12 protein-coding genes and 1 pseudogene are annotated in these 12,880 nt (G+C 67.6%); 2 read left to right on the top strand and 11 right to left on the bottom strand.

Annotated features, from left to right (window positions below):
• Positions 1-132: 132 nt before the first annotated feature.
• The 5 genes and pseudogenes from ABGA94_RS17940 to ABGA94_RS17920 all read right to left on the bottom strand — a co-directional run.
• Positions 133-1,461: pseudogene (locus tag ABGA94_RS17940) on the bottom strand (peptidylprolyl isomerase); the annotation flags it as partial.
• Complete coding sequence (gene lptD, locus ABGA94_RS17935; protein WP_111129210.1) at positions 1,458-3,938, bottom strand: LPS-assembly protein LptD; 2,481 nt, start codon at positions 3,936-3,938, stop codon at positions 1,458-1,460. The pseudogene ABGA94_RS17940 and the gene lptD, both read right to left, overlap by 4 nt.
• Before the next feature lie 89 nt (positions 3,939-4,027).
• Positions 4,028-4,966 (bottom strand): histone deacetylase family protein, encoded by a 939-nt coding sequence (locus tag ABGA94_RS17930; protein ID WP_053500468.1) that lies wholly within the window; start codon positions 4,964-4,966, stop codon positions 4,028-4,030.
• A 9-nt stretch (positions 4,967-4,975) separates the two neighbouring features.
• Positions 4,976-5,530, bottom strand: coding sequence for a cob(I)yrinic acid a,c-diamide adenosyltransferase (locus tag ABGA94_RS17925; RefSeq protein WP_375367870.1), 555 nt, complete (start codon positions 5,528-5,530; stop codon positions 4,976-4,978).
• Positions 5,531-5,538: 8 nt separating this feature from the next.
• Positions 5,539-6,123, bottom strand: coding sequence for a hypothetical protein (locus tag ABGA94_RS17920; RefSeq protein WP_005415353.1), 585 nt, complete (start codon positions 6,121-6,123; stop codon positions 5,539-5,541).
• A 109-nt stretch (positions 6,124-6,232) separates the two neighbouring features.
• Between ABGA94_RS17920 and ubiH the strand changes: the two genes are divergently transcribed.
• Both ubiH and ABGA94_RS17910 read left to right on the top strand, forming a co-directional pair.
• The gene (gene ubiH / locus ABGA94_RS17915; RefSeq protein WP_095379352.1) at positions 6,233-7,441 is read left to right on the top strand and encodes a 2-octaprenyl-6-methoxyphenyl hydroxylase; all 1,209 of its coding nucleotides are present in this window, start codon (positions 6,233-6,235) and stop codon (positions 7,439-7,441) included.
• Positions 7,438-8,619 (top strand): UbiH/UbiF family hydroxylase, encoded by a 1,182-nt coding sequence (locus ABGA94_RS17910; protein WP_375367869.1) that lies wholly within the window; start codon positions 7,438-7,440, stop codon positions 8,617-8,619. The genes ubiH and ABGA94_RS17910 overlap by 4 nt, the downstream gene beginning before the upstream one ends.
• Positions 8,620-8,706: 87 nt before the next feature.
• Here ABGA94_RS17910 and ABGA94_RS17905 read toward each other — a convergent pair whose 3' ends face one another.
• From ABGA94_RS17905 to ABGA94_RS17880, 6 genes are all read right to left on the bottom strand, one after another.
• Positions 8,707-9,102 carry a hypothetical protein gene (locus ABGA94_RS17905; protein ID WP_095379348.1) on the bottom strand — a complete coding sequence of 132 codons (396 nt, stop codon included), beginning with the start codon at positions 9,100-9,102 and terminating at the stop codon, positions 8,707-8,709.
• Between the two features lie 49 nt (positions 9,103-9,151).
• Positions 9,152-10,219 carry a 23S rRNA (cytidine(2498)-2'-O)-methyltransferase RlmM gene (gene rlmM / locus ABGA94_RS17900; protein WP_329843637.1) on the bottom strand — a complete coding sequence of 356 codons (1,068 nt, stop codon included), beginning with the start codon at positions 10,217-10,219 and terminating at the stop codon, positions 9,152-9,154.
• A complete protein-coding gene (locus tag ABGA94_RS17895; RefSeq protein ID WP_005415358.1) occupies positions 10,203-10,763 on the bottom strand; it encodes a nucleoside deaminase in 561 nt (186 codons plus the stop codon). Before ABGA94_RS17895 ends, rlmM begins: the two co-directional genes overlap by 17 nt.
• A gap of 96 nt (positions 10,764-10,859) precedes the next feature.
• Positions 10,860-11,582 carry a DUF6348 family protein gene (locus ABGA94_RS17890; protein ID WP_111174625.1) on the bottom strand — a complete coding sequence of 241 codons (723 nt, stop codon included), beginning with the start codon at positions 11,580-11,582 and terminating at the stop codon, positions 10,860-10,862.
• 82 nt (positions 11,583-11,664) lie between these two features.
• On the bottom strand, positions 11,665-12,129 hold the full coding sequence (locus ABGA94_RS17885; protein WP_111174626.1) for a hypothetical protein: 465 nt from the start codon (positions 12,127-12,129) through the stop codon (positions 11,665-11,667).
• Between the two features lie 62 nt (positions 12,130-12,191).
• A complete protein-coding gene (locus ABGA94_RS17880; RefSeq protein WP_375367871.1) occupies positions 12,192-12,839 on the bottom strand; it encodes a hypothetical protein in 648 nt (215 codons plus the stop codon).
• Positions 12,840-12,880 lie beyond the last annotated feature (41 nt).

The following is a 12,880-nucleotide window of genomic DNA, read 5'->3' as shown; positions in this document are numbered from 1 at the left end:
AGCGGTACGCACCGGCCTTGAACAACGGCAGCGGTGCATCCAGTACCACATGCACGCCCAGCTTCTGCAGACGTCCAAGAACATGATCAGCCTCATCACGCGCGGCCTGCGCATCGGTCAGGACTGCGGCGGAGTGGCGGTGTTTTCCGCGCGGTCGCCGCTGCGGAAACTGACGTAGGCTTCGCCACGCAGTTCCTGCAGGAAGCGGTTGTACTCGTCTTCCAGCTTGCGACGGCCGATGGTCTCGCGGACCTGGGCACGCTGGTTGTCGGTGGTCACGTCGGTCTGGCGGGTCGCCACGCGCTGCACGATGTGCCAACCGGCGTCGGTGCGGAACGGCTGGCTGACGCCACCATCCTGCAGGCCACTCACCTGCTGGCCGAAGGCCGGACCGAACGCGTCAGCCGGGAACCAGCCGAGATCACCGCCCTGGCCCTTGCTGTTGTTGTCCTCGGAGGACTCCCTGGCAACGGTCTGGAAGTCGGCGCCGCCAGCAATGCGGGCGCGCAGGGTATCGATCTTGGCCTTGGCAGCGGCATCGGTCTGGTTGTCGTCCACGCGGACCAGGATGTGGCGGCCGTGGTACTCGGTGACCGTCTGCTCACCGGCGGCGGAACTGCTGTCACGCACTTCCACCAGCTTCAGCAGCTGGAAGCCGCTCGGGCCGCGGATCGGGCCGACCACCTCGCCCGGCTTCATCTTTTCCATCAACTGGGCAAAGGCCTGCGGGATTTCATCCAGGCTGCGCCAGCCCAGATCGCCGCCTTCCAGTGCGTTCGGGCTGTCCGAATAGCGCACGGCCGCCGCGTTGAAGTCCAGCTCGCCCTTGTCCAGCAGGGCCTTCACGCCATCGGCCTTCTTCTGGCCGGTGGCGATCTGGTCGGCGTTGGCACCGTCGGGCAGGGCGATCAGGATGTGCGCCAGGTGGTACTGGTTGCCTACCGTGGCCTGCTGCTTCAGCGCGGCGTCGACTTCACCCTCGCTGACGCTGATGCGGCTCTGCGCGAAGCTCTGGCGCAGGCGCTGCACGGTGATCTCGTCACGCACCGACGCACGGAAATCGTTGAAATCGATACCGTCATGGGCCAGGCGCTGGCGAAGGGCATCCAGGTTCGAACCGTTCTGCTGGGCGATGGCGTTCATCGCCTGGTTCAGCTCCTGGTCGCTGACACGGATGCCGCTGCCCTGGGCGCGGGCCACCTGCAGCTTGACCAGCACCAGGCGTTCGAGCACCTGGCGGCTGAGCACGTCTTCCGGCGGCAGCTGGTTTTCGCGGCCGGCATACTGCGCCTTGATGTTGGCGATCGCACGCTGGAGCTCGCTCTGCAGGATCACGTCCTCATCGACGACGGCAGCGATGCGGTCAAGCGGCTGCGCCTCCTGGGCAAGTACCTGCAGGGGGGCGGACACGCTGGACACCGCCAGCAGCGAGGCGAGAAGAACGGGGAAGCGCTTGGTCATGGGATCAGGTTCGGATCGTAGTCATCCCGGGTCGCCCCGGTGTTGCTCGGCGGCACGAGATAGAGGTCGTCGCGGTTGTAGCCGAGGATAGCACGGCGCAGGGTACGGTCCGTGTCCTGCCCCAGGGAGCTCAGGCCCTTGAGCACGAACTCCACCTGGATGGAGTTGTTCATCTCGCCTTCGCGGTTGCGTACATAGCGGCGGCCGACCACACGCACGGCCAGGCAGCAGCTGTCCCACTGGACACCGCCGATGATTTCCAGCGGCTCCTTGTCCTGCAGCGAGTAGTAGTAGCGACCGACCAGGCTCCAGCGCGCATTCAGCGGGTACAGGAACGACAGGTCGGCCTGTTCCAGCAGGGTACGGTCGTGCTTGTTGGCGTTGGCCGGGGCGCCCGAGTTGATGCGGTAGCGGTAGCTGAGGTTGATCACGCCATCGTTGGGCATCAGATAGCGGGCACGGACGCTGGCCAGATCCTCACGCTTGTACTTCGGGTCCCACTGGTAGGTGGCACCCAGGGTCCAGCGGTCGTTGATCATGTAGTTGCCGTCGGCGATCCACGCCGACTTGCCCTTTTCCACCGGCGCGCCGCCCGGGGTGACGGTCACCCGCGACTCGTCGAAATACTGGATCTGGCCGATGGCCGCCGAGAAGCGTTCCTTGCCGGTGGTCTGGTCGATGAAGCGGGTGCCCAATGCCAGGGTCAGCTGGTTGGCATCGTTCTGGCGGTCGGCGCCGGTGTAGCGCGAGTCGCGGAACAGCTGGCCCCAGCTGAACGTGAAGTCACGGGTGTCGAAGATCGGAAGGTCGTCCTGGTTGCGGTACGGCGTGCGCAGGTAGAACAGGCGCGGTTCCAGCGTGTGCAGGAATGACTTGCCGCCGATCGTGGTCTCGCGATCGAAGAACAGGCCGGCGTCGATGCTGCCGATCGGCAGGCTGCGGCTGGGCGATTTGTTGCCGCGCAGCTGCTCCGGCGTGGCGGTGTTCGGGTCGATGCCCTGCGAGGCCAGCACGTTGCGGCGGACGCTGTCAGCCAGGCCCTGGTCCAGGTCGTAGCCGGTGTAGCGGTAGGCCAGGGTCGGGGTGACGTACCACGCCGCGCCACTGATCGGGAACGACACGTACGGCTTCACGTCCAGGCGCGAGCCGCCATACATGCGTTGGGTCTGGCCGTTGCGCGTGTACTGCAGGTCGGGTCCCGCATCGGCGCCGTACTTGAAGTTGATGTCGTCGTGGGTGAAGCGCACGGCTTCGGCATAGATGCCGGTTTCTAGCCACGGCAGGACCGGCTTGTCCCAGTTGAAGTACAGGCGCGGCTGGCGGTTGTACGGCAGCGCGCTTTCATTGAGCGTGTAGTCGGTCAGCTGCCAGCGGTCGGCCATGATGCCGGCCGTCCAGTTCCTGCCGGTGCCGTACAGGCCCACGGTGCTCTGCAGGTTCGAGGCAGTCACCCCGACCAGGCGGTTGGCGAAGTCCTCGACATAGCGCTCGTCGCTGACCCAGGCCAGGTTCGCACGGGCCTGCCAGTGGCTGTCCACGTTGTGGTAACCGCTGAACATCACCCGGCCGCGGTCGCGGTCGCGCAGCTTGTCGTTGGGCATGAACGCGGTCAGCAGTTCGCCGCGGCCGCCGTTGTAGAGATAGCGGAACTCGTTGTCGAGCATCAGGCCGCGCCGGCTCATGTAGCGCGGGGTCAACGTGTCGTCGTAGTTCGGCGCCAGGTTGAAGTAGATCGGCTGTGCGTAGTCGAATCCGTTGCGCCCGGACATGCCCAGCTGCGGGAACAGCAGGCCGGTCTTGCGGCGGTCATCGATCGGGAACTTGAAGTACGGCGCCCACAGCACCGGCACCTTGCCGATCCGCAGCACGGCGTTGCGGGCGGTGCCGAAACCCTCGTCGTTGTCCACTTCGATCTGCGGCGCCGACAGCTTCCACACCGGCTGTGACGGGTCGCAGGTGGTGTAGGTGGAGCGGTGCATCTGGCCGACCGCGCCCTGCAGGTCGACCGACTCGGCATCGCCGTTGCCGCGGCGCGACACCAGCTGGTACTTGATGTCGGTGATCTTGTGGGTGTCGCTTTCCTGGTTGCCCTCGGCGCGCTTGGCGACCATGCGGATCGAGGAGTCCTGGTAGCGGACATTGCCGTCGGCGATGTAGTTGCCGCTCTCGGTATCGAAGCTGAGCTTGTCGGTGCCGACGAACTGGTCGCCGCGGCGCAGGGCCACGTTGCCTTCGTACTGCGGCACGGTGGTCGTGCCCAGCAGCTGGTCACCCTCGATGTCGGTCGGCTGCTGCTCGCGCGCAGCGCTGGCGGCGGCCTTGTCCTGCCCCGGGACCGGGGTGGGCGCATCGGTGAACGCGGGAATCACGTCGGTAGCCGGGCACAGGCCCCAGTTGAGCGGCTTTTCATCGGCCATTGCCGGCAGGCAGATGGCGATGCTCAGAGGCAGGGGAAGCAGGCGGAGGGCTCGGCGCACGCGGTTCGGATTCGGGCGAAAACGGACGGTAGCTTGCCCCATCCCTTGCATAGGGGCAATGAAGGACGCCGGAGCCTGCCGGCTCGGGTTCATCCGGAGACGCTGCCGGGAGGGGGCAGCAGCAGGGCCCGGACATGGGCCACGCTGCACTCGGCAAGGGCCTGCAGGTCATAGCCGCCTTCCAGCATCGAGACCACCCGGCCGGCCGCATGGCGGCGCGCCAGCGCATGCAGTTCCCGGGTGATCCAGGCGAAATCGTCGGTTTCCAGCATGAGGTCGGCCTGCGGGTCGCGCAGGTGGGCATCGAAGCCGGCCGAGATCAGCAGCAGCTGCGGACGGAAGTCGTCGATGGCCGGCAGCATTTCGTCGGCCCACACGTTGCGGAAGCGGAAACCGCCACTGCCCGGGGGCAGCAGGATGTTCATCAGGTTGCCGGCACCGCGGTCGCGGCGCAGGCCGGAATTGGGGAACAGGCCGGCCTGGTGGGTGCTGTAGTACGAGACCCGGGCGTCGTGCTGGAAGATGTCCTGGGTGCCGTTGCCATGGTGGACATCGAAATCGACCACCGCGATCCGCTCCAGCCCATGGCGGTCGCGGGCATGGGCCGCGGCAATGGCAATGTTGTTGAGCAGGCAGAAGCCCATCGCGGTGCTGCTGGTGGCGTGGTGGCCCGGGGGCCGCACCGCGCAGAACGCCAGCGGATCCTCGCCCAGCATCACTGCATCGACCGCGGCCACCCCGGCGCCGGCGGCGTGCACGGCGGCACTGGCCGAGCCCGGCGAGGTCCAGGTGTCCATGTCCAGCTGGCGCAGCGGCGCGGTCTGCGGCTGCAGCACGAAGTCGAGCAGGGCACTGTCGTGGACCCGGGTCAGTTCGCCGAACTTGGCCGGCGGCGCCTCGCGCCAGTCCAGCTGGCCGGGGAACGCGGCGTGCAGGGCATCGAGTACTTGCTGCAGGCGTTGCGGGCACTCCGGATGGCCGGGGCCGGGGTCATGCAGCAGGCAGGACGGATGGGTGAAGACCAGCATCGTGCCGACTCAGCGCTGGCGCTGCTGTGGCTGCCACAGCGCTTCGCCATGGCCGTCGGCGCGGGCCAGTACGCGCGCCAGCACGAACAACAGGTCCGACAGCCGGTTGAGGTACTGCAGCGCCTCGCTGCGCACGGGCTCAAGGCGGGCCAGGGTGACGGTCTCGCGCTCGGCGCGGCGGACGATGGTGCGGGCCAGGTGGCAGCGTGCGGCGGCCTCGCCACCAGCCGGCAGGATGAACTCCTTCAACATCGGCAGGTGGGCGTTGTAGTGGTCCAGCTGCTGTTCCAGTGCCGAGACATCGGCGGCGTGGATGGCGGCGTGGCCCGGGATGCACAGCTCGGCACCCAGGTCGAACAGCTGGTGCTGCAGATGCACCACCAGCGCGCGGACATCCCCGGGCAGCGCGGTGGCAAGCAGCAGGCCGAGCGCAGCGTTGGCTTCATCGACGGTGCCGTAGGACGCCACCCGGGCGTCGTCCTTGGCCACGCGCTGGCCGTCGCCGAGGCCGGTACTGCCGTCGTCGCCGGTGCGGGTATAGATGCGCGAGAGGCGATGACCCATGGCGCGGCTCAGTGCCGGATGTCGCGGCGGGCCTGCTGAAGCTTCAGTACCTGCTCCACCGCCAGCTGCAATGCCGCCGCCAGCGCCACGTAGATCGCGGTGGTGCGCAGGTAGGGGCCGAACCATTGTGCGTAGTTCTGCGCCCAACCGGCCAGCGTCGGCTCGGCCACGTTGCGGGTGGTCCAGTAGAAACCGCCCTGCGCCAGCAGGTGGCAGACCGCCACCGAGGCCACCAGCAGCAGTGCACCCTTGGCCAGCACCGGCCAGCGTGCGCCCTGGTAGTTGCGGCCCAGCAGCATGCCGCCGGCCCACAGCGAGAAATACGCCGGCAGCAGCAGCCAGTAACCCGGCGACACGCAGTAGTGCTGCCAGAAATCCAGGCCGCTGCTGCGGATCACGATCCAGTCCACCAGCACGGCGAACACCATCAGCAGCGGAAACGCCCAGCGTGTCCACGTGGCCAGGTAGAAGCCACCGATGAAGAACACCGCCCAGGAGGCATCGGGGATCGCCGCGAAGTGGTTGACCCGGGTCGCCGCCAGCAACAGCACGAGGACGGACAGGACGAAGGCGCGGTTGGCGGTGGCGGACATGGCAGCGGGCCCGGAGCGGATTCAGGTTTCATTCTAGCCCGCCGCGCCGGTTGGCGCAGGTCGGGTGGTGTTGGGCGTTTGGGCAGGGCGAGCGCGTATCATGAACATCATGAGTGAACGACATGACGTGCTGATCGTCGGTGGTGGCCTGGTCGGTGCCAGCCTGGCCATCGCCCTGGACCGCCTGGGCCGCGATGTGGGCCTGCTCGAGGCCAGCCCGGCCGGCGAGCTGCCGGCGGTATTCGACCAGCGCAACCTCAGTTTTGCCGCTGCCACGGTCAATGCGCTGACCGCGCTGGGGGTCATGCAGAAGCTGGCGATGGCGCCGGGCCCGATCCGCCGCATCCACGTCAGCCGCGCCGGCGATTTCGGCCGGGTGCAGCTGGAGGCTTCCGACTACGACCGGCCGTGGTTCGGCCAGGTGGTGGTGGCGCGGGACTTCGGCCAGGCGCTGGAAGCGCGCCTGCAGGAGCTGCCGCGGCTGCGGCGCTACCGGCCGATGCGTTTCCTGGGCTTGAGCGAGGTGGTCGACGGCTACCGCCAGGTGCGGGTGGCCGACGAGACCGGCGAGCGCGTGCTGCTGGCCCGGCTGGTAGTAGGGGCCGATGGCACGACCAGTGGCGTGCGCGGCGCGCTCGGCATCGAGGTCGACCGCCATGATTTCCAGCAGACCCTGTTCGTGGCCCGCGTGCGCAGCCAGCGCACGCCAGACGGCACCGCCTGGGAGCGCTTCACCGATACCGGCCCGACCGCCCTGCTGCCGCGTGGTGATCGCCACTTCGGCACCGTGCACGGTGTGGCGCGCGACCAGGCCGATGCGGTGATGGCGCTGGACGATGCGGCTTGGCTGCAACGCCTGCAGAACGCGATCGGCTGGCGCGCAGGCCGGCTGCTCGAATCCGGCCCGCGCAGTGCTTATCCGCTCATCCAGGTGCTGGCGCGCGCGCTGGCCGGAGAGCGCGGGGTGCTGCTCGGCAATGCCGCGCAGACCATCCATCCGCTGGGGGCGCAGGGCTTCAACCTGGGCCTGCGCGATGCGCTGACCCTGGCCGAACTGCTGGAGGATGCGCATGAGGATGCCGGCAGTGATGCACTGCTGCAGGCCTATGTCGCGCGCCGCGAAGAGGACCGCCGGCAGACGGTGGCGTTCTCCGGCGGGCTGGCGCGCCTGACCAGCAATCCGGCGCCGCTGATGCGGCCGCTGCGCAGCCTCGGCCTGGTGGCCGCGCAGCGTGCCTCGGTGCAATCGATGCTGGTCGGTGGTGCGATGGGCTTCCGCGGCGAGGTGCCGCGGCTGTGCCGTGGAGAAGCGGCATGAGCCGGCGCGCGCGTCTTGATGTGGCCATCATCGGCGGTGGCGTGGTCGGTGCCGCGTGTGCGCTGGCGCTGGCTGATGCTGGCCTGTCGGTGGCGCTGGTGGAAGGTCGCGAACCGGCGCCGTGGCAGGCCGAACAGCCGGACCTGCGCGTGTTCGCCTTCGCTGCCGACAACGTACAGCTGCTGAATCGTCTTGGTGTGTGGCCGGCGATCGCGCAGGCCCGTGCATGGCCCTACCGGCGCATGCAGGTGTGGGATGCGGCTGGTGGCGAGGATCTGCTGTTCGACGCTGATCGCTTCGGCCGTCGCGAACTGGGCTACATCGTCGAGAACGCGCTGCTGCAGGACCGCCTGTGGTCGGCGCTGCCGACGGCGGGTGTGCAGCTGCACTGCCCGGCACGCGTGGACGCGCTGGAGCAGGACGAGGACGGCGTGCGCCTGCGCCTGGATGACGGGCGCCGCCTGGAAGCGGCGTTGGCGGTGGCCGCCGACGGTGCCGAATCGACCCTGCGCCAGCTGGCCGGGATCGAGGTTGAAAAGCATGACTACCACCAGCGCGGCGTGGTGGCCTATGTGGACAGCGATCTTCCCAACCAGGCCACGGCCTGGCAGCGCTTTCTGCCAAGCGGGCCGCTGGCGTTGTTGCCGGTGGCCGAACGCCGCAGCTCGATCGTCTGGACCCTGCCGGAGGACGAGGCGGCGCGTGTTCTGGCACTGGACGAGGACAGCTTCAACCGCGAACTGACCCGCGCCTTCGCGGCACGCCTGGGTGAGCTGCGGTTGGCCTCCCCGCGAGCGGCATTCCCGCTGCGCCGCCAGCTGGCCCGTCACTACGTGGCCGGTCGTGTACTGGCGTTGGGTGACGCGGCGCATGTGGTGCATCCGCTGGCCGGGCAGGGCGTGAACCTGGGGCTGCGTGATGTCGCCGCCCTGCAGCAGTGGCTGGCACCCTCGGCAGAGCGCCGCGGCCAACCGCGGCTGTCGCCGCAGCGCCTGCAGCGCTGGGCACGCGAACGGCGGAGCGACAACCACATCGCCGCCTACAGCTTCGATGCGATCAACCGCCTGTTCTCCAACGACGAAATGCACCTGACCCTGGCCCGGGGCCGTGCGCTGGGCTGCGTCGGCCGATGGCCGCCGCTGGTGCAGGCGTTCTGGAAGCGCGCCGCCGGCGTCTGACCAACGGCTCATCCACGCATGGCGTGGATCTACTGGAATCGAGTCAGTAGATCCACGCCATGCGTGGATGAAGATCGCGACGGCGGATCAGTCGATCAGCCAGCCGGCCAGGTCGGTGCGGTCCAGCTTGCCGCGATGCCTGCGGTCCAGCGAATTGAATTCGTCGGCCAGCGCCGGGTTGGCCTGCGCTTCCTCGCGGCTGATGAAACCATCGCCGTTCACATCCAGCGCGGCGAAGTGGATGCGGTACTGGCCAACCACGCTGCTGGGCTCCAGCGAACGCACCGTCACCTGTGCCTCGCCGGCCGGCTGTGCAATCTCGACGCTGCCGCTGACCCGACCGGCATCCAGTGGCTGCTGGCGGATCGCGCCGCCGGTGGGGCCCAGCGGCTGGCTCTGCGCAGGGGTGTGCGGCAGTTGCTGGGCCATGGCCGGTGCGACTGACAGCAAAGTGATCAGCAGGGTGAGCGAGTGGTAGCGCATGGTTCCGTTCCCCGGTAGCGCCGGGCCATGCCCGGCGGATGCAATGGGATCAGCGCAGCGGCGAGGCCAGCACGGTGATCTCTTCACGATCGTGATAGAGCTGCTTGGCGCGCACCACCAGCGGCTTCCCGGCCTGGTCCTGGAACAGGTCCAGGCACAGCCGGGTCTCGTCCCAGCGCTTCTTCATCGGCAGCTTCAGATTGAAGATCGCATGCCTGCACCAGCCTTCGCGGAACCAGGTGGCCATGCGTTCGGCGACGCGGCGCGGCTGCTCGACCATGTCGCAGACCATCCAGTCCAGCGGTTGTTCCGGGTGCCAGTGGAAGCCATCGGCGCGCAGGTGCTCGACCAGGCCGGTGTCCAGCACGTGCTGGCGCAGCGGGCCATTGTCGATGCTCAGCACGTGCATGTGCTGCCGGGTGAGCACCCAGGTCCAGCCACCGGGGGCGGCGCCAAGGTCGGCCGCGCGCATGCCGGGCTTGGCCAGCGCCTCGCGTTCTTCAGGCGTCAGTAGGGTCAACAGCGCCTCGTCCAGCTTCAGCGCCGAACGCGAAGGCGCTTCGGGCAGCAGCTTCAGGCGCGGAATGCCCAAGGCCCACGGCGCGCTGTCGGCCGGGTCGGCCACGCAGACGAAGGCATGGGTACCGTCGACGAACACCACATGCAGGCGCGGCAGGCGGGTGTTCGGCTTGTCGCTGAGCTTGCCGGCCTTGCGCAGCGCCGGGCGCAGTGCATTGCCAAAGGAACGCGCCAGGCCGGACAACGGCTTGCCAGCGTCGGAATCGGGATGCTCCACCCACAGGTCGCCGAAGCGCGGCGCATCGGCCAGCACCTCCAGCATCGGCGTGATGCGGTCGGCCGGATCCAGCTGCGGCAGCTCGGCCAGCACCACCAGCTTCTGCCGCGCGAAGATCAGTTCGCGCCAGCGCAGGCGCGGTGCCAGCGCCGCGGCCTCGTCGCACATGAACAGCACGTAGCCGTCATTGCGCTGGGTACGCGCATAACCGGCGAAACCGGCTTCGCCGGCACGGAACTGCAGTTCGCCGGCCAGCTCGGGCTCGAAACCCTGCCGGCACAGGCACAGCAGGCCGATGCCGGTTTCAGTAACGGGCGCCATCGCTTTCCCCATAGGCACGCAGCACGCTGCGCGCGGCGTCGCGGTTCAGGCCCTGCACCACTTCGATGCCACGCTTGTTGAGCTCGCCGACCCAGTCGGCCGGCAGCGGGCCTTCGTCGAACGGGGTCAGTTCTTCGACGTCGGCTGCACTGGCACCGATCAGCAGGCGGTCGATGCCCGCCCACACGGTGGCGCCGTAGCACTGGCAGCACGGCTGCGAGCTGGTGGCCAGGGTGACCGGCGACAGCACCGCGTTCAGGCGCGGGGTCTGCAGGCGTTGCTGGGCCAGCATGTAGGCCATGTTCTCGGCGTGCGCCAGCGAGGTCGCGTGTGGCATCACCCGGTTCACGCCGGCAGCGATCACCTTGTCGTCCGGGCCGAACACCACGGCGCCGAACGGGCCGCCACTGGCGTGCTCGACGTTCAGCCGCGACAGCTCGATCGCCAGCGCGACCTTGGCCTCATCGCCCGGATATCGACGATCCAGGTCGATCTGGTCGTGGATCCAGGCGGGAAGGGTCAGGTGGACTTGCGCGTACAGCATCGCGGGGGTGCCTCGAAGGGATAGAAGAAAGTGCGGTTGCTTGGGAAACCGGCGCGCAGTGTAGCCGCACCGGCCTGTATCGGGTGTGGCGGTGGGTCAGCCGGGCGAGCCGGTGCGGATCACCACGTATTGCTTGCGGAACTCCAGCCCGGCCTGCGGCCAGCTGGCCGCATAGGCACGCAGCAGGGGCAGGGCGGCGGCGAAATCGTGGCCGTTGACCCGGCAATCGGCCTCGCACAGGCCATCGGCATCGCGCGAGGCGAACAGGCGGATGGCCAGGAACGGGCGCGCCTTCAGCAGCTCGTCGAAGGCGTCCATGCTCCTGGTGAACAGGCAGCACGGACAGGACCCATGGTCGTCCTCGCTGCAGGTGCTGGCGTCCACCTCGTGCTCGCGGTAATGCGCCAGCGGACCCAGCACCACGGTGCGTTCGTGTTCCCGGCCCTCATCGCCGGCCGGATAGGTCAGGCCCATCATTGGCAGGGCCTGTGCGTCTTCGGCGCCGATCGCGGTCTGCAGGGTCACCAGGTCCACCCGTGCCCAGGCCTGGAAGCCGGCCAGCAGCGATGTCTGTTCATCGGTACCGTTGGCGTGCTGGTACTCGAACAGGCCGTCAGCGAACAGCAGCGGATGCTGGCTTTCGATGACGGTGGAGGTCTGCCAGCCCCCGTTGTCGCGCGCGTGTGCGGCCATCGCATGCGGGGTCAGGCGCAGTCCGCTGTCCAGCAGCAGCGCGTTGCCGTCGATGCGGCTGGCGACGCTGGCGTCCTGCAGGGCCTGCTGCAGCAGTGGGAGGAGTGGAGAAGCACTGTCGGTCATAAAGGCAGGTCGGTAAGAGGAATGCCGTCAATGGGCATGGCCTGGTGTCTCAAAAATGCATGAGGTGTCGGTCCAGCCCGAACTAACCAAGGTAGCTTGTTCCGGGAGTCGCTTTGTCTTGCTTGACAAGCTTCACCTTCAGCTCCCAGCCCCCGTCGCACGCTTGTCTGCCGCTGAACAGATAAAGAACCTCACCTGCCGAAGCGTTGTTCCTCATTGTCGCGTTGTCTTCAAGATCTATCTGGCTGACAAAGACCATGGGGTTGTCATCAATGAAGCGCCAGCTGGGTTCACGTACCCAACGAGGTGCTTTGTCCATCGAGAGGAAGTACCTGTCGATCGTTTCGATCATCCATGCTTGGATTGCGCCAGGGACAGAGTCGATCCACTTGATGTCGGGTTTTGGATGTGAAGTCGAGAGATACTCGCTGTACACCTTCAGCATGAAGGGCTCCGACTCGCTTCCTTGTATGCCGACACACTTCTTTCCTTCAGCGATCCCTGAGAACGCGGCGCAGAAAATCATGAAATCGCGATCAATCTTCATGCGTGATTCCTCTCAACCGATCTGTCAATCGGATTCTCGTACCGTAAGAAGCAACCCCAGCTTCACAGCGCGTCAAGTTCGGCGCGATATCGCTGCGCGTCGGGCTGCTGCTGCGGGTCGTTGCCGTGGTCGCGCAGCCAGCTTTCCAGTTCGCGGCGATACTCCGCGCGGAAATCGGCATTGCCCGGGCTGAAATGCAGCTTGCGTGCTGCCACCTCCACGCGCTCGCGCGCGCTGGACCGGGCCTGGGCGATGCCGTGGGGTGATTCGTTGGTGAGGATGACGAAGTTGCGCGGGAAACCCGGCGTGTACTTGACCACGAACGGCTGGTCGCGCGCCGGGATGCGGATGGCGTTTTCCAGCGGCCACAGCGAGGCGGTGTTGGTGTGGAACACCGCCTCCACATCGCGCCCTTCGGCAGTGCGCAGCACCGCTTCGTAGCGCCAGATGTACTGTTCGTTGAGCGTCGAGCTGGTTCGCTCGGCCTTGACGATCACCGCTTCGCCGCGCTCGCCCACCAGGTTGAGGAAGGTGGCGTTGAGGAAGTGGCCGAGGAACATGTTGAGCATCGCCAGCGGGAATACCACGATGGCGTAGCCTGGAAAGCGTCGCCACCACGAGACCAGCCCGGCCAGCACCATCGCCGCAAAGAACGTCAGCAGCGGATGCTGCGAGATGAACCAGAGCAGGACGGACAGGGCGGTGATCATCGTCGGGGGCGTGGGGGGGGGGGGGGGGGGGGGGGGGGGGG

The organism is Stenotrophomonas sp. 3diitr2024 (genome assembly GCF_042136455.1).
Taxonomy (GTDB): Bacteria; Pseudomonadota; Gammaproteobacteria; order Xanthomonadales; family Xanthomonadaceae; genus Stenotrophomonas; species Stenotrophomonas sepilia.
Note: the sequence above shows the minus strand (reverse complement) of the source record. Positions and strands in the feature narration are given on the sequence as shown.